This is a genomic window from Pediococcus pentosaceus ATCC 25745 (assembly GCF_000014505.1).
Classification (GTDB): Bacteria; Bacillota; Bacilli; order Lactobacillales; family Lactobacillaceae; genus Pediococcus; species Pediococcus pentosaceus.
The window spans coordinates 581621-605633 of record NC_008525.1 but is presented as its reverse complement, the minus strand read 5'-3'; the positions used below and the strand labels follow the sequence as shown (position 1 = coordinate 605633).

At 33.8% G+C, this 24013-nt stretch carries 17 protein-coding genes, 1 other RNA gene, 1 pseudogene and 1 other annotated feature; of the genes and pseudogenes, 8 read left to right on the top strand and 11 right to left on the bottom strand.

What is annotated here, in order from left to right; genetic code table 11:
* Positions 1-19: 19 nt before the first annotated feature.
* Together asnS and PEPE_RS02670 are read right to left on the bottom strand one after the other, a co-directional pair.
* The gene (gene asnS, locus PEPE_RS02675; RefSeq protein ID WP_011673134.1) at positions 20-1414 is read right to left on the bottom strand and encodes an asparagine--tRNA ligase; all 1395 of its coding nucleotides are present in this window, start codon (positions 1412-1414) and stop codon (positions 20-22) included.
* A gap of 62 nt (positions 1415-1476) precedes the next feature.
* Positions 1477-1717, bottom strand: a binding site (T-box leader).
* A gap of 62 nt (positions 1718-1779) precedes the next feature.
* The gene (locus tag PEPE_RS02670; RefSeq protein ID WP_002833971.1) at positions 1780-2247 is read right to left on the bottom strand and encodes a MerR family transcriptional regulator; all 468 of its coding nucleotides are present in this window, start codon (positions 2245-2247) and stop codon (positions 1780-1782) included.
* An 80-nt stretch (positions 2248-2327) separates the two neighbouring features.
* On the opposite strand from PEPE_RS02670, the gene PEPE_RS02665 reads away from it, so the two are divergent.
* Positions 2328-3059: an SDR family oxidoreductase gene (locus PEPE_RS02665; protein ID WP_011673133.1), complete on the top strand. Its 732-nt coding sequence runs from the start codon at positions 2328-2330 to the stop codon at positions 3057-3059.
* Between the two features lie 18 nt (positions 3060-3077).
* On the opposite strand, the gene PEPE_RS02660 is transcribed toward PEPE_RS02665, so the two are convergent.
* Positions 3078-3863, bottom strand: a complete 786-nt coding sequence (locus PEPE_RS02660; protein WP_011673132.1) for a TMEM175 family protein — start codon at positions 3861-3863, stop codon at positions 3078-3080.
* A gap of 15 nt (positions 3864-3878) precedes the next feature.
* The gene (locus tag PEPE_RS02655) at positions 3879-4691 is read right to left on the bottom strand and encodes a LicD family protein (RefSeq protein WP_002833974.1); all 813 of its coding nucleotides are present in this window, start codon (positions 4689-4691) and stop codon (positions 3879-3881) included.
* Positions 4692-4818: 127 nt separating this feature from the next.
* Here PEPE_RS02655 and PEPE_RS09250 point away from each other — a divergent pair, with 127 nt between their 5' ends.
* Positions 4819-4968, top strand: coding sequence for a hypothetical protein (locus PEPE_RS09250; protein WP_011673131.1), 150 nt, complete (start codon positions 4819-4821; stop codon positions 4966-4968).
* Positions 4969-5010: 42 nt separating this feature from the next.
* Positions 5011-5379: a transfer-messenger RNA gene (ssrA, locus tag PEPE_RS09100) on the top strand.
* 214 nt (positions 5380-5593) lie between these two features.
* Here ssrA and PEPE_RS02650 read toward each other — a convergent pair.
* Entirely contained in the window at positions 5594-6748 is a 1155-nt protein-coding gene (locus PEPE_RS02650) for a site-specific integrase (protein ID WP_011673130.1), read from the bottom strand.
* A gap of 548 nt (positions 6749-7296) precedes the next feature.
* On the opposite strand from PEPE_RS02650, the gene PEPE_RS02645 reads away from it, so the two are divergent.
* The 3 genes from PEPE_RS02645 (at position 7297) to PEPE_RS02635 (ending at position 10043) form a co-directional block, all read left to right on the top strand.
* The gene (locus tag PEPE_RS02645; protein ID WP_011673129.1) at positions 7297-7527 is read left to right on the top strand and encodes an excisionase family DNA-binding protein; all 231 of its coding nucleotides are present in this window, start codon (positions 7297-7299) and stop codon (positions 7525-7527) included.
* Positions 7528-7682: 155 nt separating this feature from the next.
* Positions 7683-8108: a hypothetical protein gene (locus tag PEPE_RS02640; protein ID WP_011673128.1), complete on the top strand. Its 426-nt coding sequence runs from the start codon at positions 7683-7685 to the stop codon at positions 8106-8108.
* Positions 8109-8420: 312 nt separating this feature from the next.
* Positions 8421-10043 (top strand): AAA family ATPase, encoded by a 1623-nt coding sequence (locus tag PEPE_RS02635; RefSeq protein ID WP_011673127.1) that lies wholly within the window; start codon positions 8421-8423, stop codon positions 10041-10043.
* A gap of 661 nt (positions 10044-10704) precedes the next feature.
* Here the strand turns inward: PEPE_RS02635 and PEPE_RS02630 are convergent.
* From PEPE_RS02630 to dcm, 4 genes are all read right to left on the bottom strand, one after another.
* Positions 10705-13287 (bottom strand): SNF2-related protein, encoded by a 2583-nt coding sequence (locus PEPE_RS02630; protein WP_011673125.1) that lies wholly within the window; start codon positions 13285-13287, stop codon positions 10705-10707.
* The gene (locus PEPE_RS02625; RefSeq protein ID WP_011673124.1) at positions 13280-14482 is read right to left on the bottom strand and encodes a ParB N-terminal domain-containing protein; all 1203 of its coding nucleotides are present in this window, start codon (positions 14480-14482) and stop codon (positions 13280-13282) included. Before PEPE_RS02625 ends, PEPE_RS02630 begins: the two co-directional genes overlap by 8 nt.
* The gene (locus PEPE_RS02620) at positions 14479-16980 is read right to left on the bottom strand and encodes a hypothetical protein (protein ID WP_011673123.1); all 2502 of its coding nucleotides are present in this window, start codon (positions 16978-16980) and stop codon (positions 14479-14481) included. The genes PEPE_RS02625 and PEPE_RS02620 overlap by 4 nt, the downstream gene beginning before the upstream one ends.
* A 164-nt stretch (positions 16981-17144) precedes the next feature.
* Positions 17145-18431, bottom strand: a complete 1287-nt coding sequence (gene dcm / locus PEPE_RS02615) for a DNA (cytosine-5-)-methyltransferase (protein ID WP_011673122.1) — start codon at positions 18429-18431, stop codon at positions 17145-17147.
* 113 nt (positions 18432-18544) lie between these two features.
* On the opposite strand from dcm, the gene PEPE_RS02610 reads away from it, so the two are divergent.
* Complete coding sequence (locus PEPE_RS02610) at positions 18545-20023, top strand: MutH/Sau3AI family endonuclease (RefSeq protein WP_011673121.1); 1479 nt, start codon at positions 18545-18547, stop codon at positions 20021-20023.
* A gap of 149 nt (positions 20024-20172) precedes the next feature.
* Positions 20173-21095, top strand: a pseudogene (locus tag PEPE_RS02605) (IS30 family transposase).
* Between the two features lie 156 nt (positions 21096-21251).
* Here PEPE_RS02605 and PEPE_RS09245 read toward each other — a convergent pair.
* Together PEPE_RS09245 and PEPE_RS02595 are read right to left on the bottom strand one after the other, a co-directional pair.
* A complete protein-coding gene (locus PEPE_RS09245; RefSeq protein ID WP_011673120.1) occupies positions 21252-21431 on the bottom strand; it encodes a hypothetical protein in 180 nt (59 codons plus the stop codon).
* Positions 21432-22287: 856 nt separating this feature from the next.
* Positions 22288-23646, bottom strand: a complete 1359-nt coding sequence (locus PEPE_RS02595) for an FAD-dependent oxidoreductase (RefSeq protein ID WP_011673119.1) — start codon at positions 23644-23646, stop codon at positions 22288-22290.
* Between the last annotated feature and the right edge of the window lie 367 nt (positions 23647-24013).

Below are 24013 nucleotides of genomic sequence, written 5' to 3'. Positions count from 1 at the left end.
TTTTATTTTAACGATTAAATTAGAAACTAGCATTTCCTGGTGTACGAGGGAATGGAATTACATCGCGGATGTTTTCGATTCCGGTTACGTACATAAGTAATCTTTCGAATCCAATTCCGAAACCAGAATGTTCAGTTTCTCCGTATTTTCTTAGTTCAGCGTACCATTCGTATTCCTTAGGATCGAGATGGAATTCGGCAATCTTTTCGTTGATCTTGTCGAGACGTTCTTCACGTTGACTACCACCGATTAATTCACCGATACCAGGAACCAAAAGGTCAACTGCAGCTACAGTCTTGTGGTCTTCATTTTCACGCATGTAGAAGGCCTTGATGTCCTTAGGATAATCCGTGATGAAGACAGGTTTTTGATATACCTTTTCACTTAAGTATCTTTCGTGTTCAGTTTGTAAATCAATGCCCCATTCGACTGGGTTTTCAAACTCTTGATCGGCATTCATTAAGATGTCGATGGCTTCTGTGTATGAAACTCGGGCAAAGTCAGCATCCTTAGTAGCTTCCAAACGAGCTTTTAATTCTGGATCAACGGCACCGTTCAAGAATTCCAATTCTTCTTTAGCATTTTCCAAAAGATAGTTAACCACGTACTTCAACAAATCTTCAGAAGTATTCATAATATCTTGAAGGTTAGCAAAGGCCATTTCTGGTTCAATCATCCAGAATTCTGAAGCATGACGCGTAGTATGTGAGTTTTCAGCTCTAAAGGCTGGGCCGAATGTATAAACATTTCTAAAAGCCAAAGCAAAAGCTTCTGCATTCAATTGTCCACTAACGGTTAAGTTGGTAGGTTGTTTGAAGAAGTCCTTGCTTGAATCTACTTCCCCAGCTTCGTTCTTAGGTAAGTTGTTCAAATCTAGCGTTGTTACCTTGAACATTTCACCGGCACCTTCAGTATCACTGCTGGTGATGATCGGTGTGTTAACGTAAACAAAGTTGTTGCTTTGTAAGAATTGATGAACAGCAAAAGAAACCAATGAACGAATCCGGAAAACAGCATAGAAAGTGTTTGTCCGAGGACGTAAATGAGCTTGTTCCCGCAAGAATTCAGGAGTATGTTCCTTCTTTTGCAATGGGTAGTCACTGTTTGAGCTACCTAAAATTGTGATTGAACTAGCTTGAATTTCAAATGGTTGCTTAGCCTTAGGTGTATCAGCCACTTTACCTACAACTTTGATTGTAGAATAGATTGCTGCCTTACGAATTTCTTCAGAGTTTTCAAGGGCATTGTTGTCCATGATAACTTGAACATTCTTGATGTAAGAACCATCGTTAATTTCTAAAAAGCTAATTTTCTTTGAAGAACGGATGGTTTTTAACCAGCCAGTTACTTCCACTTCTACGTCAGCATCATGTTCTGCTTGAGAGTAGAGTGTTTTAACTAATGTGTTTTCCATGAATAAATCCTCCATTCTTATCCTCGTAAAAAGTCCGGTACAAATAAAAAAGTCCTCCTCCCAGAAGGGACGAAGGACTTTCGCGGTACCACCCAAAATTCGTTTAATTAAATTAAACATCTTAAAATAAGCATCGAAATGCTTTCCAAGCTGTAACGGGCCGGCCCCGTCTAAGCCTACTGTGATTTCAGCTTAGAAACAAAGAAGATGTTTTTCTTAAAAGAATAACTTTTTGAGCTCGCACTATCCTCAATTCGCTTTAAGTTATGGGCTTTAAATACTCGTTCTTCTTACGGTTGATAATTATATCTACTTCTCGTTAGATTAGCATATAAATTCAGTTTTGTAAATTTCAAATCGCACTTTTACTCGATAAATTTATTTGAAGCAGGATGGAGTTTTTGATAATGATCATATAAGGCTGGATCTGATCTCTGAGTACCTGGTTTAAAATTAACTGATTCCGTTTTAGCGGCTTTAGCCCGGGCGTAATACCACTTCTTCCATCTTAAGAACGCGAGCTGCGTTTCTAATTCTTTAATTTGCCGCTCCAAGGCTGCTTCTCGTTTAACCATAAAGTCATAGCGTTGTTCTAAGGTTTGATCCCCTTGCATACAGCACTCGATAAATTGACCAATTTCTTTGACAGGCACCGCCGATTTTTTCAGGCAGTTAATCACTTCCACGTATCCTAAATCATCTTCCGTGAAAATTCGCCTACCCGCTTCATTTCTTTTAGCAAAAGGTAATAGCCCTTCTTTATCGTAATAACGTAAAGTATCGGTTGTTACATTCATTTTTTTAGCAATATCGCCAATTAAATATGTTTTCATTTTTAAAATTTCTCCTTGACTTGGAGTTAACTCCAAGTAGTAACATCAAATATATCATAAAACAAAGGTAGGTACATAATATGAATAAACCATTAATTGTTATTACTGGTGCTAGCTCTGGTTTTGGAGCAGAAATAGCCAAAATTTTTAATCAGGCAGGTTACCCTGAATTATTACTAGGTCGCCGAGTTGAAAAGATTCAAGCTTTACCGCTTAACTTTGAAAACGTCATGATTGAAAGCGTCGATGTAACAGATCAAGCTCAATTTAAAACAGCTATTGAACATGCTGAAGCTAAATTTGGACCAGTTGACTTACTCGTTAACAACGCTGGGGTGATGCTATTAGGCAACGTGACTACCCAAAGCCCAACCGAGTGGCAAACCATGTTGGATACTAATGTTATGGGCGTTTTAAATGGAACCCAAATTATTTTACCCAGCATGTTAGAGCGCGAACATGGAACCATCATTAATATGTCATCCCTAGCTGGTAAGAAGACCTTCGTTAACCATGCGGCTTATGTTGCTTCTAAATTCGGTGTTCATAGACTTAGCGAAACTATCCGAGAAGAAGTTTCTGGTAAAAATGTCCGAATCTCAATGGTTGCCCCAGGCGCTGCTGAAACTGAACTCCTCACCCACGTTACTGACCAAAATGCCTTGGTCGATTATGGCGAATGGAAAAAGAGTATGGGTGGTATCACGATGGATCCCAAACATGTTGCTGAAAGTGTTAAGTTCATTTATGATATGCCACAAGCGGTTAACATCCGTGAATTAGCAATCGCAGCCACTCGTCAAGATAGTTAAATAAAAGAGGTCATCGCATTAAAAGCGACGGCCTCTTTTATTTTTCAATTCTGGGTGACTCTGGAATAGTGCCGTTAGTTCGGCCTGCATTTCAGGATTATTGCGGCCTTTTCCACGATATTTACGCATAATTTCACGTTGCATTAGACGCAATTCACGAAGACTACTACCTGACGTCTCTAAGAACTGTTCCTTTTCATTTTTAGGTAACTGTGCGACATCTTGTAAGTCCGTATAATCATGGCGTGTCGTCACAAAAGAAATAACGGGCATCGCTAAGTAAACGACCACCATCGCTTTAGGGAAAAAGTACGCTAAAACCAAGATGGTAATACTGGCATAACCCAAAAAGTTATTATGATTACCGTAGACCTTATGAAAAATACGTTTAATATCTTGTTGATCGGTATATTTTTGTTTGATGACCGCATAGCTAAGCCTTACAAACAATCCATTAACAATAATATTTAAAATTCCATAGGCTAAAACCGTTGTCCGATTGGTATCGTAAGTAATAATTTTTGTAAAAATTGGCATCAAACTTAAGAAAGCTAAAAAAATGAATTCCCGAATAAAAATATGATCATTCATTGTTTTTGCATCATTAAATAACATGGAATGTTGGTACCAAATATTTGCTACAAAACAAAAACTAATAAAAAAGATTCCAACTGCTTTACCAAATTGCATATATTCGCTAAATAAATCATGCTTGGGGATTGGCAATTCCAATACCATAATTGTAATGATAATCGCAATGACCGCGTCACTAAACGCATCCATGCGCTCTTTTAGTTTTTCCATTAAAATTCCTCGGTTCTATTCGATTCGTTTTCCATTAATAATCACCGTATCAATGTGCTTAGAAACGCGTTCTTTTTCTGGTGGCAGCTGCATGTAATCACCATACATCCGTTTCAAAATACGGTCGTAGTGTTTGGGAATCGAAACTTCAATGGATTCAAACTTATGCGTGGTTAGTTCTATTAATTCGGACTGACTTAAAACTTCTTTATCATAGGCGTACTGAGAAGCATAGTTTTTATAATGATGAAATGGTTCATTATCATACAGACGCATGATATTTTCACGTCGCTCTTTTAACTTGGCTACACTCATGAACAACTCTAAAGGCTTCTCATTAGGCGCTTTACGGAATGGTGTTTTGATAATGTTGTACCCTAGCCGTACGAGAATTGCGGCGTCATTAATCTTAAAGCGATTGTAGACTGCCTGGCGAATTTCAGGTTGACGAGGAACCTTATCAAAAGGAAAAATATCAATAAAAATTCCCTTGTGGGCATCATTAACATTATTTTTTTCTTCTATATAAGTATTAGTATCTAAAACCTTCATATAACTAAATGCAAAATTGGGATCCGTATCCGCCGTTTGCATAAAGTAATGTGTATTTTGGAACTCAACTGGCGCGACCCTAGCGAACTCGTCGTAATTTTCACGCGTCATCCCTAGATCGACATCATCATCCCATGGAATAAATCCGCCGTGCCGGATCGCCCCCAGCAATGTTCCACCGATTAGCATGTATTTAATATCATGTTTATCGCAAATTTCGATAATAACTTTTAACATCTCAATCTCGACTCGATGAATTTCATCAATCTGGCTCATGGCTCTCCTCCTCTTTTCCTAGTTACTTAAATTGTGACATTTAAGGAATAGTTAAGCAATAGGCAAAACTGTTTGACTTTCTTGAATCATGTATTATGATGGGTGCATATAGAAGGAGGAATTTCTCATGAAAAAAACTAAAAATGCTTTGCTGGATTACCTTTTAAAGAACCTCCAAAATTCAGAATTGCTTGACCGTCTTTTAAACAATCTCCAAGGTCAACAACAGTTAGCTTATCGACCAATTCCGATTGAAAACGATAAAAATCGCCGTTAAAACCTGGCATCCTATGATATAATAAATCATAGGTTCTATTTTGGGGTCGTTATGGATTCGACAGGTATGGGTCGAGCCATGACTGCATTTCGTAGGTTACGGCTACGTAAAAACGTTCAGTTTATTATAACTGCAAAAAATAATAACAATTCTTACGCTTTAGCTGCCTAATAGTAGCTTGACGTAGATCCGCCTAGTCTCGTCCATGGGCTAGATACGGGTCCTAAATGAAGTGGACTTGCGCTTAAGTACTGGCCTGGGTGCTTAAGAAGAGGATTTACAGACTAGCGTTTTAATGAAGCCCCGACATACGGCGTCTTATTTCGCGAAATTTAAGTAGTATGAATATGAATGTAGATGTCATGGTGGCGACATGCTTGGACGCGGGTTCGACTCCCGCCGACTCCATTTTTGCTATTCCTTCCCGTTGTATACAGCGTTAAAACGTTGATATGACGGGATTTTTTTGTACTTCTAAATATTCATGTTTTGCTTAAAATTGCACAGAATTGACCTAAAACTTAGCCAAAAGCTTAGCCAATTTTTTTGGTACTTATTCCTATTATGGCAAGGTTTAAAGCACTTATTTTTTACAAAAAATTCTATAAAGCTTAGCCAATTTTAGTTATTTGGCCTCAACGTAATTTTCAAACCTCTGCAAAGCTGCTACATTCTGTTGTTCTGTCGTATGAGTGTACACGTCGAGCGTAACGCTACTGTCTGCTCTTGAGTGTCCCAATCTCTGTTGAGTCTCCTTAAGACCTACTCCAGACTGATACAGTAGTGAGGCGTGTGTGTGCCTAAACCCATGAATTGAGATGTGTTTGAGTCCCGTGGCTTTAATAGCTTTATTAAGCCATTTGGTGGGGGTGTTCATGGAGCGAAAATGATTTCTATTGCTAGCAAATACTAACTGATCAACATTGTTAGTATTGAAGCCCATCCCCAGAAAAGTCTCGCGTTGAACACCCTTCCATTGCCTGAGGTATCGCATGGTACTGTCATCCAAGTCGATTGTACGGCGTCCAGCCCTACTCTTCGGAGGTTGTACGATTAGCTTCCCACCTAATCCCTGCGTTAGGGTCTTATTGACCCGCAACGTATTGTCCTCAAAGTTGATATCCTTCCACGTTAGCGCTAGTAATTCCCCTTTTCTGATACCAGAATAAGCCAACACCCTGAACATCGTGAATTGTTCTACGTCTCTTTCGGGAGTCACGTAATCGAAAAAGGTATTCAGTTCGTCTCTGGTCCAGAAGTTTTCTAACTTTTCGCCTGCCTGTTCCTGTACTCGTGGCATTGTTACCAGCGTGCAAGGGTTCCGCCCCACGTACTCGGCTCTGAGAGCATAATCAAAAATCATCGAAGCGTAATTCAGCCATTTTTTGTAGGACTTAGCCTCCAAAAACCACTTATTAACAACTTTTTGGCAGACGTTCGGAGTTATATTATTAATTACCATATCTCCGAAGGCAGGTAGTACATGGATATTGATAATCCGTTGGGTCTTCTCTAAGGTAGACTCTCGCACTGTTAAACGGTACTGTTCCATCCACTCCGCGCAAACATCCCTGAAAAAGCGTCTCTCATCCTCCTGTAGTCCTCTTTTTTCGATTTCCAATTCTAATCTACTCAATACGATGGAGGCCTCTTTCCTCGTCTTAAAGCCACGTCTTCTCGTGGTCTTTTGGCGTCCGGTTAGAGAGTCAACTCCCGCGTACACCTGAAATTCATATCTAATTTTTCCTGTTTTTGTTGTATATTTTTTAATTTTTGCCATTTTTATTTTCGCTCCTGTGTTGCTTGCGAGGCTCACATTTTTTGAAAATATTGGGATGACCTCCCGTGTTGCAGAGTCAGACCCGCAACAGCTACATGTTACATTTAAATCTTTGTTTAGGCAACTCAAAAAATAAATTTAAGAGATTTCACAATTTGTTTGTGAGATTTCTTAAATTTATACATATTATCTGTAGAGGTATAGAAATGTATCTGATTGATATTTTTTGTATTTTCTTGGCATTTTCTCGTTTTTTTATACATATATAGACATGGGGATATTTTTTACTTGAAACAAAATTTTTTCACTATGTTATCTATGTAAGGTAAATTTTATTAGATTTTTTTAGTAAAACACTACATTTTTACCCCATGGTATAAGTGTACGGAATTAAATGGAATTGTATCTAATTGATGTTTTTTTATCCATATTAGTAGTGTAAAGGTATTTTTTAATATTTTTTACTTGAAACTCTTTTCGCACCCTATATAAAGCGCATCATACATAGTCACGTAATAGTGGCTTAAAAATTAACTGGAGGTTTGCAGATGGAATTAAAACAAATAACTGACAATAAGGAATTAATGGAACAACTCTCTCTTATGTTTAGCCTAGCACCTCGCTATATGAATAAAAAAGAGGCGTGCAAATATATGGGAATATGCTACAGAACTTTCCAGAAGGCTATTGCCGAAGGTTTGCCCGCCGTGCAGATTGGAGGTGTTCTACGCTTTGACCGTTTAGCCATCGATGAATACTTAAAGAATAAAATCATTTAATTAATAAAAAATACGCTTGCGAGGCTCATTTATACACAGAATTACTTAATTAATAAAATGAATATTTTATTCCAAATACAAGCCTATAAGTGCTGTTATATCAACATTTGTAAGGGTTATATTTTAAAAAATACAGAAAAGGGATGACATTATTGATGAATCGGACAAGAGAATACTTTAGCGCTACAGTAGTGGGATTTGACATATTTGAATCAATTACAGGAGAAAGGCGCCCTATCGTCTATCTGAGAAATATTGGAAGCGATAACCACAATTTTAATTTTGGATGGATTACTTACACAAAAGAAATACGTGAAAAATTAGGACTATTGCAAAAATGGGATTGGATTAAGTTCGAGGCTCGCATTCCAAATAAACCACATTTCTCCAATGCTATGCCTAGCAAGATTGAATTAAAAAATCCTACTAAGGTATTCCTTCCCAAGCTGGATAATCGTATCAAACCAGTATCCAAAGCTAAGGTTATGACTATGATTGATAAGTTTATTGCTGAAAAAGATAAAGCTAAACGAGATAAGGAATTGGCACAGGAGCGAAATAAGTTACCATTTAGATTTTAATTAATATTAGATATCGTATGGGCGAGTTTCGCGTAGCGATAACTCGAACAGTTATTAACTTGTGGTTTTTGCAAGTTGATAACCTAACTAGTACTGGTTCAATATTATTAATTGTTATGAGTTAGTACTAGTAGTTGCTGTCTTTTCACTTTTTTTCAAAAAGTAAAAAGGTTTTCAATTTTCTACGAAAATATGAAAAGTGACTATATTAATCAATAATAAATAACCCGTTTTAAAATAGTCCCCCTCCTAATATATAAGCATAGGGACTAAAACAAAATATAAAAAATAAATTAACTAAGGATTGAAATAATGGAAAATAATAAAATTTCTATATCGATCAATTGTGGAGAGCCAGGAAGTGGCAAAACTACGAAATTGATTGAAGAAGCAATGGAAATATTAGCAAAAGGCGAAAGTTTATATATTCTAAGTCCCACCCACAAATCAAAGTCACAGTTGAATAAAGCTATCAACAAAGCCGTTGAAACAACTGGCGATAACACCTATAAAGAGCTATTTTCCAGCCTCCATGTATTGGGTAATAACTATGTAGGTGAAGCCAATATATTACTAGATGAAATCAGTATGCTATCACTTGATAATTTGTACTCTATTCTATTCAAGGCGAGACGTCATGCGAAAAAAATGCTTATGTTCGGTGATATAGGACAATTACCACCACCACGAGGCGTTGGAACGCTTGAGTATCTATTGCGCTACAATTCTAGGGTTCTTAATATCGACCCTCATAACTTTTGGAAAGGCATCTCGTCACTTTACGAACATAGTACCAACATAGAGCTGAACATTCCTAGACAGTGGAAAGATGACATATATTCAATCAACCTTAATATATTACAAAAAAACTACCGTCTTAATTTTGAAAGTGGATTAACCCATTATGATGATAATTTCTATGATTATGTCTTTAAGTCAATCATTGAGAAAGATGACTATACACAGGAATTAGTTAACAGTCTTAAAGAAAGCAGATTAATTATTGCGCCCTCTCATAGTCTAATTAACAGCATAGATGACCTGCTACAGTCACATTATGGCAATAACTATAATCAAGTAGCACCATTTGTTCGCGTTGGCTCCAGAGGTCCAGGAGGAAAGACGTATGTTAATCCAGAACACCCTCATTATGCACAATTACTCAATAGATTTTATAGTATTGGAGCGATGCCCAACAATACAATGGAGAATTACACACCTACCAGTGCCGTAACCGCGCACTATATTGAAGGAATCGAAAATGATGGAGTCACCTTCTATTTGGGAAAAAGAGAAATTACTAGCTCAAACAATAATACACACTTTCTGAACAACAACATGTTATATACGGCCGTCTCTCGGGCGAAAAGCCCTAATAAGGTTGTGTTATTAGGAAAAAGAGAAACTTTTGAAAAAATGCGTCAAACTATGCCCATAGAAATTGATATAACAGCCAATAATATTGTTAATCAAAACGCTAAAAAAAATACTATGACGAAAATTAAAAATAGTAGTAACATTCTATCCGTTGATGACATTTATAACCTCTTTTTGGAGGAGTTTGAGAAAGAGAAAGTACAGGGTAAGTATGATGACTTATTGGACCTAACCCCAGAAAAGCCTCGTTATATAATGAACCAATTTAATCCGAGATGTAAAAATTTTAAAACACTACCACAGGGATATGGACAACACTACGACAATTGGAATAAGGAACAACTCAATAAGGGTAACTCTAAGGGTGGAAAAAATAAAAAAGGCCGTGGCAAAGTACAACAATATGTGGCAGACCTATTTCACAATAACCTGGAAGAGTTCAACGCCCTCAAGGAAGAAGCCCTTAGCAAAGTGTCACCAAACGATTTTCAAAATCATCGTGGTTATAACAAATACTCTGTTAAGGATGCAATTACTAAGATTGAAGCAATTAATTAACAAATACTCATCCCCTTTTAACACACAAATGGGGATGCATTATACATAAATCAACCTAAAAAGTTGATGTGGTACCTTGTACGTATACAAAAGGTTGCGTGGCATTAACAGAATATTTATTCTTTTTTCTAAATCACCCCCCGCCCCTTAATATAGGCATTTCCAGCGGTATTATTTTTTTAAAAATTATATTTTTATGTTTTAGTTTGCCTCAATCTTTACGCACCTATCCCACTATAATTATATTCATTGTTTTGTATAAACATTCATTATATGTATAACAAAAAAGCTCCAGCCGATTAGCTAGAGCCACATATATTTTTTATTTAATTTTTCATTTTAATTTTGAGATTCCAAAAATCTTAACCCTCCACCACAAGCAAGACACTAGCATAAGCATAGTCATACCATGCACATACATCAACATAATACCCTGATACCATAAGGCAAGCACATAAGTAACTAGGCATAGACACATAGGCAAACCAGCAGCAAGGACAGAGCCACCAGCGACAGCATAGGACGGACCAGCCGAGTCACTCAAGGACTGGGACATAGACCACAAGCACGTGACACAAGACGCACCTACATACACCTATATACAACCATACACCTATATACCTATATACCTATATACCTATATACATCCATCATACAATAATTACTCTTCTTCTTTCATAAAATCAATAATTTCATCTTTTTCATCTACACTAAATTCTGGATGTAATTCATGATTCTCAATTGTATCAACCATTATATCGCGTTTCTCATTGAGTCTATTATATATCTTCCAATCTATCGTATTTCTTCTATTCTGTTGTCCTTCAAGCATAAAATAGTAATAAGATGTATAATCTCCTTTTTTAAGCCCTAAACGATGAATTCGATTTCTAGATTGCAGCATGTGTGTTAAATTAAATGAGTATTCAAGATATAATGCGTCGTGAGCTATCATATGTAACGAAACGGACTCCGCTAGAGTATGTGGGTTAGTTACTAACACATCATACAAACCGCATTGGAAATCTTTTATTATCTTCTCTCTCTCACCAACTGGTGTCCCTCCATATATGACAGCAACCTTATGGCCGAGAGATTCTAGCCTACTTTTTAATTTTTCAATAGTTGCAACAAATATACACCATATAATAATAGTTTTATTATCTTGGATTAATTCATCCGCCTTTTCTATGCATGCCTTAAACTTTGTTGAATCTTTTAGAGAAGCTATAATATCAAGTTCTTGCCTATTAAAGGTTGGTATGTCTTCCATTTCACTATTATAATCAGTATCTAATTCTTCATCTTCACTTTGTTGAACTTCATTTCCATAAAATAAAGATTTATCGATATTTTTCTTTAATAATTCAGGATTTGAAGCAGCTTGTATTAAACGAATATACAGTTTAAAAGGTTGCTTTCCATACTTTCTCCATAATAAATCAATCACTGTTTGTTCCTTAGAATTAGCTATATATGTTAAATTGTTATCTCCGTTTGGTTTAGGGATATCTAAATCAGATTTGGTAACTCTCCAAAAGAATGGATTTAATTTATTATTAATCAATTTAATTTCATGTGTATTCGGATTGGATAGATTATTTATTGAGAAACCAAAGAATGATTTATATTCACTCTTATACAGAATATGTAAGAAATTCCAAATATCCTTATAAGAATTCGGAATTGGTGTCCCAGTAAGGACATATCTATACATTGCACCTTGTGCAATTTCAATAGCTATAGGAGCCCTCATAGTATCTATACCCTTGACTTTATGAACTTCATCAAAAACAACCATTGTTCTAGAAGTAATAATTTTTTTTAGGGCCTTTTCATATTTACTCAATGATTCATAATTTATTAAAATTAAGTTATACGCAGCAAAAGATAATTTATAAAAGTCTGCTTCATCAAAATTATCTGAATGTACATCTAACACCTTCATTTTTCTTTTATCTCTGAATACAGCATTAAATTCATCTTTCCAAGATAAAAATGAATTTTTGGGACCGATTACTAACAATTGATCTATTTTATTAACTTTAGAAGAACTTAAATACGCAAATGTACCGTAAACCATGGCTGTTTTTCCCGCTCCTGGAACTGAAAAATTAGCAACACGTTTCATTTGTGCCATATAAAAACTTACCCATGACTGAGTATCCCTAAGTTTTCTAGATATTTCATTTGATGTTATAAAATCAAAATCCTTATATAAGTCTCTTAGGCTTGCGTCATGATTTTTGAATAACATTCCTCGTTTATATATTTCTTCTATTTCAAACTTTGAATTTTTTATAGAATCCGTTACAGAATCTGCAATAAAAATTTCAATTTCTGTACGTTTTCCAAATTTTTTGAATTTTTCAATTACATCCTCAATTTCTTTATAATCAAGATTTTTCTTAAATTCCCACAATGTATTATTTACTAGATACTTATTTTTTATTTTTTTTAAGCTTCTATTATTTTCTTGATTATAACTTAAACGCCCATAATTATTTTGAACGTAAAGACTACCATCCTTGTAATACAGTATCAAAGCATTTTCGTTAAGTAATTTATCGTCCATAATTATTTTGCCTTTACTATATTTAATTAAATTCAAACGCAGAATTTCATTTATTTCCTTTACAAATACCATTCCATCAGTATTTGTTCCATTCCAATAATTATCAAATTCAATCGTTTTTTTTCTAATCATTTTTTTATCTTCTAAATCGTCCCAGCTTCTAGTTACTAAGATATCCTCAAAATTATATTTAAAAGCTGCCTCTGTTTCATTCAAAGAACCGGAGAAAAACACCTGGTTATCAGCAGAATCGGAAAAAATGCCAAACTTAGAATGAAATATTCCCGTGTGTGTAAAACCAATCCTAATATCAACAACTCCCTGTTCTATTAAATACGCTAAATTTGAAATATCTTTTTTTTCAGAAGTTAAAAGTGCTTCATAATTTAATTTAATCTTAGAACTAAGTTTATTTTTTAACTGATATCCCGCTTTAATTAAGTCATAATCCTCTTTTGAAATATCAGAAGAAATAATTAGTCTATAATATCCATTATTTTTAATTAACTGCTCGATTCCTTTTGAATAATATATAAGAGCTCTCGAACTAAAATACCCACTTATTCGATTAAACCTAGTTGTTTCTGACAACAATGGCGTGTAAAATTCTGCTCCGATGTCATTCTTATCACTAGAGTAATTTCTATAAATATTAAGTTCGCTAAGCATTTATTATACTCCTCAAAATTTTATCCTTTTGCTCAATTTTAGTTAAATAGTCACCAAACTCTGCCTTTTGTGCCATTGAAAGCCTATTTACTGATTCTGCATCAATTTTATTCAAGTAATTAACTGCTTTAGCTAAAATTTCAATTGGCTCATTCTGGGCCATTGAAATTTTCTTATTATCAACCGACTCATCTACCATTTTACGAAAAACAGTTGTTAACTCTGGCTCCATCTCTACTCTTTTTTCTTTTTCAACTTTTTTAATATTTTCCTCCTGATTCAATTCATCATTAATATCATCTAAAATCTCAGAATTATCAAGATTTTCAATTAATTCTTGTGAAGCTTCTTTATCTAGCAATACTTTTTTTAAATCTCGAATTTCACGAGTAATATCACCGCTTAGCGTAAAAATACTAGTAAATAATATTTCTTTTATATCTTCTTCATTATCCTTATCCAGCTTAGGACTATTTAAAATATTAAAAATTTCTCTCAACGGTCCATCAATTTTTTGTTGTCGAGCAATGTAAAATTTCTTTTCCTGATTAATAAACTTTAAGTAATCTAACATAAGATTTGCTATTGCAATTTCTTTTTTTAGCTCTGCTAATTTCATATCTGTTTCCCTAGCATATTCTTCAGGTGTAAAAATTCTTTTCTCACTAATTAAATCCCAATAAATATCTACTAATCGATCGATAGGATTATAATCAATTTTTGCTGCAACTCCATGCTGGAGATTCAACTCTAACCTCTTTATATCCTTTTCATTGTAAGAACCTGATTTCAGTATAACCGCGTTTAAGTATTCAAAACGAGCACCTTGACCTTCACGAACTAATTGACGAAGTGAGGTAAACCTTCTATTTCCATCTATAACAACACCATTTGATAAAACTACAGCAGGTTCTATTTGCCCTAGTAATTTAATGTTCCTTTTGGTTTTAGCTAATTCATTAGGGTTACTTTGCTCAATGTACTGTTCAATTACAAAATTAAGTTCGTCATTACTATCAGGAAATCTTTTTCCTTCTGCTTGATATTCAGAAACATATGTTGCAATTCGCCCATTTTTTATGTTGTATTTTAATAAATCTATTGGGATACGATAAACGGGGAAATTCTCACTTTTTCCTGCCAAACTTAATATTTTTTCTGTTACTTTTTCAAACGCTTGTTCCGTTAAATTCATCTTCCATACACCTCATTTAAATAATCTTCTTTGTCAAAATAAAACTTGTTTAATGGTCGGGAATAATATGCACCGTAACTAGTAAGTCTGTTTCTAATCTCGTCCAGCTCGAAATTTGTACCAAACTTGGTATTAATATCCTCCTTAAAATCAAACTCATCCATTATTCCTACACTAGATAGAATATCACTGTAAAATTTTTCTAGTGTAGGTCTATCCCTTGTCTTTTGAAAAACAATCATCCCTGTTCTATTCACAGGTCTAATTTCTCTATCAGTCATTAAAATTCTTTCATATGCAATGGGTTCAAATCCATAATCTAATAAATTGTTATTAAATCCCGATTCAATTAAGGAATATAAACTAAAATATTCTCCATAATTTATGTATTTTTTCACATTTTTAATAAATTCAGGAATCAAACTGAGATTTAGACCTTGTTGTTCGAGAAATTCAGTTTTAACTATCTTATTCGAAGAGATTCGTATTACCTTAAACTCACGTTCGAGACGGCTCATTACACTAAAAAAATCAATAGTTTTATAAATCTCTTCATCCTTGATTTCATAAAAATGATTACTGAGTATTTCATTTGTAAATGCCGCTGATATATTGGGAAAATTATTCTTCCAAATCATCTTGCCGCTGAATCTGTAACCGCATTCATTAAGTATTAGTTGTGACGCCGGATAGTCATATCCTAACTTCGCAATTAAATTTGTTATATCTTTATACAAGTAAACATTTTTGCCTAATTTGTTTTTCATAATTTTATAGAAAGACTTATCCTCTGGAATTATCTCAGACGATTCAATGATTTTGTCTCTACCGATGTATTTCCTAAAATTAGATGATATATAAGCCATGGTTGAAGTATTTAGCAGACCATAATCCTTTTGTAACTGATTAGCAAAAGTTTCTGACGAAATTCCTGCGCTCTCTTTTATTTTATTTAGAATAAAAGTTTTTTTACTATTATGTCCAATCTGAAATTCTGGTGATCTTCCATATTTTTTTATTACTTCACAAGATATAAATCTTCTAAATAAGTTATGCAACTCATAACCATCTCTTATATCAATTTCCTCCATTAAATCTTTGTTCTCTTCAACAACCTTTCTCATGCTATAGATTCCATCATCATAAGATTCAATAACATCTACCAGCTCTTTTTGGACATCTTTAGATATGTAGTTATCATGAAATCTAATTTTTCCGTTTCGAGTTGAAATAGAAAAATCACTTTTTTCAGCACTTTGAAATAAGGATCTTGCATTTTCAGCATATAGCTTTTTGTATCCTCTATTTAATACATATTGATTATATTTTTCTTTAAGAAAATCTTGAGTAAAGTAATTTATTTTTTTTCTATTTTCAAAAAGTATTTCACCTATAAAATTGACCCGATTAATATCTTTTATACTTCCATCATACGACAAATATTTATTCTCGATTTTAATTAAATCTTCTTTTTGATTTTTAGGTATTTCGGACGAAATTATCCAATCAAATAACTCCTTGTCTCCCTTAGAATATCTTAATTTTAAATAGTTGAATACCTTCTCATTTTCCTTAAAGATATTTAGAAAACTTTCTAAAGAAATTTCGTAGGTTTGGAATAATTCTTTAAATATGACATCTTCTTGCAATTTTGGAAATAGTAATATTAATTTAGCTTGTTTTTGGCGCACCCTTTCTCGAGACAAATTCAATGGTTTTGCAATTTCCTCTAACGTTTTGCCTGATAGTCTTTTCCTTAAAGTCCCTATATTATCATCCAGATTTAATAAACATTCTTCCAAATCTAAAAGATTTGATGTTTTGCGATATTCCTTTACTGCCTCAGAAGGATTTTTTTTCATATCCTTAAACAATTTCTTTTGCTTTTCTAGTTCTTTAATTTTTTTAAATTCATTAAAAATATCCCTATTTTCTTTTGTTGCTACCAGTATAAAATCGCCCATTTCAAACAGATAACCTTTACTTAACATTTCTTCAATAAAAGAATCATCTATTCCCATATTCAACAAATCATTTTTATTTAATTTACCTTTTTTTGCCAACTTCCAAAATATTGAAATATAAGCTATTTCATTATCCTTATCTGAAGCTGCATATTTTTCAAAATATTTGTGTGCCTCTACGAATTTATTTGAATTATTTTTCGTAAATAAAAAATCATTATCATTTTTAGTACGATTTAGAATGATATTTTTAGCTTCTTCGATTCTAAATAAATTATTTTTCGTTAAAAAATTTACACTTTTTAATCCAAAAGGAATTAATACCTCAACGTACTCGAAGGGAGAAAAAAGAAATTTATTATCAGCAATCATACTGTCTACAGCTCTCTTAACCTTTAAATAAGTTGTAGTTTTTGAAAAAGATTTATCAAATCGATCAATAATAAAATCTAAAATATTCAGTCCTTTATCGGATGTTTTTTTTGCAATAGTAGTGGTTAAACCAAATTTTTTTAAAATAAATAATGAAATCATGTTTTCATCTCTTTTTCAAATTTTTGTAATTATAACATGTATTTTTTACTGGTTTCATACTAAGTTATCCATTTAATATACCTATTTAACTAGAAATAGCAAAAAAAGTAAAAAGTTATTTTTTAATTAACTTCTTACTTTTTTATACAGAAATTTATCAAACTCTAGATTATTTTTTCTAATTCAATTCCAATTCTTTTAATAACACCAGTTACCAATGCATTCCCCATAAAAAACATTCGCATTCTATCCGAAACCTGTGTTGTGGAACCATCTGCTAATTTCTTAATTTTAGTCCAATCATCATCAAAATTCTGCAGCCTTTCAGCCTCAATTGGAGTTATCAAACGATAACGATTGTCTTTTGTTTTAATGAAGTGGGTTGATCGATTAACTGTTCCTTCTGAAGTTAGCATAGTTCGACTAGGTAAATCAATATTCTCATAAGGTGACATTCCACCTTCAGAGTAAGTGTATTCATGACCGCTAGCGCTAACTCTTTGAATTTTTTTAGGACCTCTGAGATATGCAAATTTCTCTATTTTATTTTTATCAGTAATAAAGAATTTCTCATCAATTTCAGTATCCCTTTGTAAGGTATCTTTTAGTGGAATTGGTTCTTCATTACCCAAAGGTTTCGTATCAATTGTAAAATACCGACCATGACGCATTATACCTGTATTCCATACTTTACCACTAAAATTATCTGAAATATTTACAATATCATCTGATAATTCGTAATAATCATGTCTCTTTTTATAAACCTCTTGTTTTATTGGAAATTGACGCGCAAATAAACCTTTCGAGAAGATATATTCATCATATTTAGTTTCGTCAACCAATACACTTTCTATATCCGTTTCAAATAATTCATCCATTTTCTTAGCAAATGGCGTATCATTTCGGTAAACAAAAAAATACACTCGCCTGCGTCTTTGCCCAAATCCATACTCAGCAGCATTAATAACTCTCCATTCTACCGAATAACCTAACTTATTAAACGAAGCCAGCATAATGGCAAAATCACGACCACGTTGGGTAGAAGGTGACTTTAAAAGGCGGTCCACATTTTCTAAAATTAAGTATTTAGGATGTATATTCTCTACCGCTCTAATAATATCCCAGAATAAAACTCCTTTTTTTCCTTCAATACCCATTTCATGCTTCTTACTACGTGCAACCGAATAATCTTGACAAGGAAAGCCACCAACAATCAAGTCTGCATTCATCGTTTTAAATTTTTCGTTAGATATTTCAGAGATATTTTCGTTTATATTTTCCGAATTCGGAAAATGATAATTATAAACTTCAAAAGCATCCTGTGATTTTTTTCCAGGTTCCCATTGATTTGACCATAACGTCTTGTATAAGCTAGCATTTGCATGCTCTAACCCTACACGAAATCCTCCAACTCCTGCGAACAATTCTAAAACTTTCAATTCTTTTGTCATAATATAGCGAACATCCTTTCGTATTAGTTATTATACATTAAAATACGCAATTGATCAACATTATCAAGTGATATAATAAATTAAAAAGCACTAGCTGGAGATAATAGATAATCATGCCAAGTCACGAATATACAAAAACCCAATTAATAGGATTATTAGAGAGGGCTGTCAACAAAACTTTAGGTGAAGTTGATACGGCTCATGTATTCGATAAAACTAAAAATAATAAAAAAATAACCGGAATTGCCGGGGATGTAATTGAAAATTCTGTTTTAGGTTATCCTTCAGATAGTTATCAGTCGCCTGATTTATGTGTAGATGGTGTCGATATCGAATTAAAAACAACTGGTATAAAGGTGGCAAAGAAAAAATCAAAATCCCACCTTTTTGAAGCCAAAGAGCCAATGTCCATCACAGCAGTTTCACCTGAAAAAATCACTACTGAAGAATTTGAAAGTTCTAATTTTTGGCATAAATTAGAACGAATGCTGTTAGTTTACTATTTTTATGATTCAGACGTTACTGTAACAGCAGCAGAATATGCCAATTTTTTAATTAAAGGATATGACTTTCATGAATTTTCAAAAGAAGATCAAGAAACACTAAAAAATGACTGGAAGATTGTCCAACAATTTATACAAAACTTGCAGAATGGTTATGGTGAAGAAGCCTCTAGTCAGTATCCCAGAATTTCATCCGAAATAAGAAGCCAATTAATGATGATTGATACTGCACCCAAATGGCCGCATCGCCCACGATTTAGATTAAAAAGAGCAACTGTCACTACCATGGTCCAAGAGTACTTTGGTAAAAAATTAGAAAATCTTAGTCAAAGTTATTCATCTTTTGATGCTTTAGATCAAGAGTTACATAAATTTACTAAACAATACCATGGTATGACTATTAGAGAATTGATTAAAGAATTAAGTATCTCTATTAAGCTTAATAAACAAGATGATGCACCTAAATCTGTAACAGAACAAATCGTTACTCATATGTTTGGTGCCAAATCAAAAAAAATAAATAGCATCGAAGATTTTAAGAAATTAGGGTTAATCGCCAAAACAATTACTCAAACCGCAAAGGGTACTAGAACTGAAGATGTGAAAATTTCCCGTATTGATTTTGAGGAATTTAAGCCTGAAAACGATTTGTTCGAAGAGTCACTAATTTATAATTATTTTAACGAACAACAATTTCTATGTATTCTTTTTGAAGAACCCAATACCAGTTCGAAACTCCTAGAAAATAGATTTCTGGGGTTCAAACGTCTATCCTTTCCAGACGAATTTATCAACCAAGATGTTAAGAAAACCTGGCAAAAAATCCGCTACTTAGTTATCCATAATAAATTAGTTGATGTTATTAGCTACGATAAAAATGGGCATCCAAGAAAAAATAAGAAAACTAACACAATTGTATCAGCACCAAATTTTCCTAAATCAAGTGAAGGCAGCGTTTTTGTACGTGGAAGTAGTTCTGACTCATGCCATAAGCCTTTAACTATCAATGGGATTCGCATGTATTCACAATATATTTGGATTAAGGGTAGCACCTTCCTAAATATGTTAAATGATACAAAATTTATTTAAACTAAAATAGATTTTAAATAAATAGCTAATTTAAAATCTTTTAATTTAGGTAGATTGTAAAATTTAAGTTGAACATATTAGTGGACAGAAAAACCCATAAAGGTCTTTAATGGTGTCACCACAACATTCCATTAGAAAGAAGGACCTTTATGGGCACCACTATTTTATCATTTGAAGACCGCGTTGTCATCGAAACACTTCATCATGAAAAGCACTCACTTCAATATATTGCCGATTATTTAGGCTTTAGTAAACCACTATCTTTAATGAGGTTCATCGCTTAGCTGGTGAGTATCACGCAGTTAAGGCTCAAACTGACCATGAAGTTAAACTTAGTCATCGTGGTCGTAAAACCATCTTAACGACTAACCTAAAGCGATTGATTGAATAAAAAATCAAGCTTCAAAAATGGTCAATTGAACAAGTGGATCATGTAGTTAGAATTGCCTACAAAACCATCTATAACTGGATTAATCAGGAACTACTGGATATTAATGTGACTGATTTACCTGACCATGGTATTCGTCGCAAACGAGCTAAAGAAACCCGTGGTACTTTTAGTCATGGACGTTCCATCGAAGATCGTCCAGCTGAAATTTCTGATCGTAATACTTCAGGTCACTTCGAAGCTGATACAGTTTTATCTGGAAAACGTAAAGGTCAAGCAGTAGCTACGTTTGTCGAGCGTAAGAGTCGGCTTACCATCGTTAAACGGCTTAATGGACGAGATAGTACTTCAATGACCAAGGCTATTTTAGAATTGGCTAACCAGTTAGGAGATAATCTCAAGACCTTTACTGTTGACCATGGGAAAGAATTCGCCAACTACAATTTGATTGAAGAACAGACCGGTGTTCCGCTGTACTTTGCGCACGCTTATTCGCCACATGAACGAGGCAGTAATGAAAATTGCAACCGAGTACTACGCCGCTTCATTCCCAAAGGTCAACCGATTGATGAGATTACCGATGATGAATTGATTTAAATTAACTGGTATTTGAATTCCCGACCACTCAAATGTTTAAATTGGCGAACACCAATTGAGATCTTTTTGCGTAATCTGCGTTACTAAATTTGTTCAAGTTATTTCTTGCAATCTGCCGATATAATAAAAAACGTACATATTTGTACGCTTTTAGCTTATTTCCTTAGTACGTAACTGTTGGACTGGCGAACATTGTGGCAATGTTTGCTGGTCTTTTTTGGTGTTCTAAAACAATGTTGAACTCTATTCGACCATTTTTCTAATCTCATCAATGATATCGTTTGATACCAAACATAGGCCATCAATTCTATCTTGATAATTCTTGAAATTATATTCATCCGTCCATGTCGAATAATCCCCCATAGAAATATTCAAGCTTCTAAGCATTTCCAATTTATATAAAATATCGTCTCTATTTTTCATGTTTGTTATATCCTCTCCGCATTTATGAAAACCTAAGCCCCGCAAGCTATTTTTTATGAAACTTAGCCAAAAGCTTAGCCAATTTTTAAAGCAGCTATGTAAAACATTGATATATCAGCGTTTGTAAGCTGTTGGGTACAAAACCCGCCGACTCCATTTTTTAAGTTTCATCCTTTGTTATAAGCTGTTAAAACGTTGATATATTAAGACTTTCAAAAAAGAGTTTCTTGTCTAGTTCTACTAGATAACATTAAATGGCAACGAATATGGCAACGAATATGGCAACGAATTTTCAGGGGAGAATTGGAAAAAGATACCGATATTAATATCGGTATCTTTTTTTGTTTGTCCACTCCCCTTAAAAATCTACTCTTACTTAAAATGTTACAAGTCTAATGTGACACTTAATTTTATGTCATTTCAATAATTCAAAACTAACGCAATAAGGTACACTCTATTGTTACATCTATACTATTGGTTCAATATTATATAACTTATAAATTTGATTTGAACTTTGATCCGGATTAAACAAATTAAAGTATAATAGTTCACATGTTAGCACTGTTAACCTCTACTTGAGGCAAGTTTTTATATCTTTTAAACGAACCATAAATAATTATATCCCGTTACCTTATTAACTACAGGTATTCTAATGAACCTTTTAAACGTCCTATGTATAAAGGTAAGTACGATAAAATAAAAAAGTTTCGAACACAGGGCTCGAAACTTAAATACTCCATCACATTATTAAAATCACAGCCAAAACAGAATCTAGTAGCATCTGCGTTTTAGCAATCAATTAAATAACTTTTGTTCAAAACATGAAAAATAATAATTCCGACAAATCCAATCACCTTTAGTTCATACCAATCGTTTCGAACAGATCATTTAATCCTTCCGCCATCGTGGGGTGAGAATAAATCTGATCTCTTAACATTTGGTAAGGCAAATTGGCATGCATCGCCAAACTGATGATGTTGATAATTTCATGTGCTTCTGGAGCATAGATCGTGGCTCCTAGGATATGATCTTCTTTATCTATAAGTACTTTATAAAATCCGTTCGGATGGCCTAAAATATGTGCTTTGGGCATTCCAGCAACGGCAACCTTTCCCGTACGATATTCTATTTTTTTATCAAGTGCTTCCCTTTCAGACATGCCAATTTGAGATAATGGCGGCATTAAAAAGATTGTTTTTGGAACAATTACTTGCTCCTCAGTTGTCTTCGTTCCACTAGCGTATAACTGATTATAAACAATTCGATAATCATCCAAGGAGAGGAAGGTAAACTGTGCTCCGCCTCGAACGTCACCCATTGCCCAAATGTTTTGAACATTGGTTCTAAGATGATCATCGACTGCAACTCCGGCTTCGGTATAACGAATTCCTGCTTGTTCTAAATTTAAACCTTGGATATTAGGCTTTCGTCCAGTGGCAACGAGAATCATATCAACCATTATTTGTGATTCACTTCCATCAGAAGCAACAGTCAATACGGCGTGTGAACCTTGATCTTGCACTCGAATCACTTCGGCTGACTGAAGCACTTCAATTCCGGCTTTATCAAAGTTTTGTTTTACCGCTTGGGAAACATCTTGGTCCATTCCACGCATAAATTCTGCATTGCGATTAATCATCGTCACTTTGGAACCAAATTGACTATACGTTGTTGCAAATTCCATTCCAATATACCCACCACCAATAATGGCTAAAGATTGGGGAAAGTGATCTTGATCTAATAAATCCGTGCTAGTAACGGTTCTTGAACTTTCTTTTAATCCCGGGATATCTGGGATTGTAGATGTAGCACCGGTATTAATAAAAATTCTTTCGCCTACTACTTCTTCTGTCGCTCCATTCAAATATTTAACGTTTAACGTATGTTGGTCAATAAACGAAGCCGATCCATTCAAAACTTTAACCGTCTTTTGATCAGCTAATTTATGAAAATTACTATACCTTAATTTGCCAATGACACTTCTTTTTTTAGTAATTGCCATTTTGTAGTTATCTTTTAAACCACCAACCTGTGGCTTGTCAGATAATTCATACAACAGCTTAGATGGAATACATGCAATATTGATACATGTTCCACCGTACATCTGATCAGATTCCTCGATTACTACGACTGATTCACCGCGTTGTGCTTGACGAAAAGCAAGTGTCTTAGCCGCTTTTCCAAAACCAATATATACATTCTTAGCTTTAATCATTTTATCCCCCACTATAAAACCATGATAAACAGAGTATAGGTTTACGACTAAACAATATCAAATAATTTGCTTATTTAAAATAAGTTAAACCTGTAGCAAATTTTTCAAGCTGAATATATTAAGCCTAAAATAATAAGTTCGGCTGAATTAAATAAAATAAACATCCTTCGATTAACACAAACTCGATGCCAAATATCTAAAATCTACTAATAACTAATTACCAGTAAAAAAATACTAATATAACTGTCATAATTTTCCACTGATTGCGAAATTTTAGATATTGAACTTGGTTGTGGTACTAATTAAAAATTAATTAGTTATTAAATAATAATTTAAATCGTAAAAAATCAATTAATTACAAATACTA

Coding starts and splice junctions, on each gene's coding strand:
- asnS (WP_011673134.1), bottom strand. CDS start 1,414: ATGGAAAACACATTAGTTAAAACACTCTACTCTCAAGCAGAACATGAT.
- PEPE_RS02670 (WP_002833971.1), bottom strand. CDS start 2,247: ATGAAAACATATTTAATTGGCGATATTGCTAAAAAAATGAATGTAACA.
- PEPE_RS02665 (WP_011673133.1), top strand. CDS start 2,328: ATGAATAAACCATTAATTGTTATTACTGGTGCTAGCTCTGGTTTTGGA.
- PEPE_RS02660 (WP_011673132.1), bottom strand. CDS start 3,863: ATGGAAAAACTAAAAGAGCGCATGGATGCGTTTAGTGACGCGGTCATT.
- PEPE_RS02655 (WP_002833974.1), bottom strand. CDS start 4,691: ATGAGCCAGATTGATGAAATTCATCGAGTCGAGATTGAGATGTTAAAA.
- PEPE_RS09250 (WP_011673131.1), top strand. CDS start 4,819: ATGAAAAAAACTAAAAATGCTTTGCTGGATTACCTTTTAAAGAACCTC.
- PEPE_RS02650 (WP_011673130.1), bottom strand. CDS start 6,748: ATGGCAAAAATTAAAAAATATACAACAAAAACAGGAAAAATTAGATAT.
- PEPE_RS02645 (WP_011673129.1), top strand. CDS start 7,297: ATGGAATTAAAACAAATAACTGACAATAAGGAATTAATGGAACAACTC.
- PEPE_RS02640 (WP_011673128.1), top strand. CDS start 7,683: ATGAATCGGACAAGAGAATACTTTAGCGCTACAGTAGTGGGATTTGAC.
- PEPE_RS02635 (WP_011673127.1), top strand. CDS start 8,421: ATGGAAAATAATAAAATTTCTATATCGATCAATTGTGGAGAGCCAGGA.
- PEPE_RS02630 (WP_011673125.1), bottom strand. CDS start 13,287: ATGCTTAGCGAACTTAATATTTATAGAAATTACTCTAGTGATAAGAAT.
- PEPE_RS02625 (WP_011673124.1), bottom strand. CDS start 14,482: ATGAATTTAACGGAACAAGCGTTTGAAAAAGTAACAGAAAAAATATTA.
- PEPE_RS02620 (WP_011673123.1), bottom strand. CDS start 16,980: ATGATTTCATTATTTATTTTAAAAAAATTTGGTTTAACCACTACTATT.
- dcm (WP_011673122.1), bottom strand. CDS start 18,431: ATGACAAAAGAATTGAAAGTTTTAGAATTGTTCGCAGGAGTTGGAGGA.
- PEPE_RS02610 (WP_011673121.1), top strand. CDS start 18,545: ATGCCAAGTCACGAATATACAAAAACCCAATTAATAGGATTATTAGAG.
- PEPE_RS09245 (WP_011673120.1), bottom strand. CDS start 21,431: ATGAAAAATAGAGACGATATTTTATATAAATTGGAAATGCTTAGAAGC.
- PEPE_RS02595 (WP_011673119.1), bottom strand. CDS start 23,646: ATGATTAAAGCTAAGAATGTATATATTGGTTTTGGAAAAGCGGCTAAG.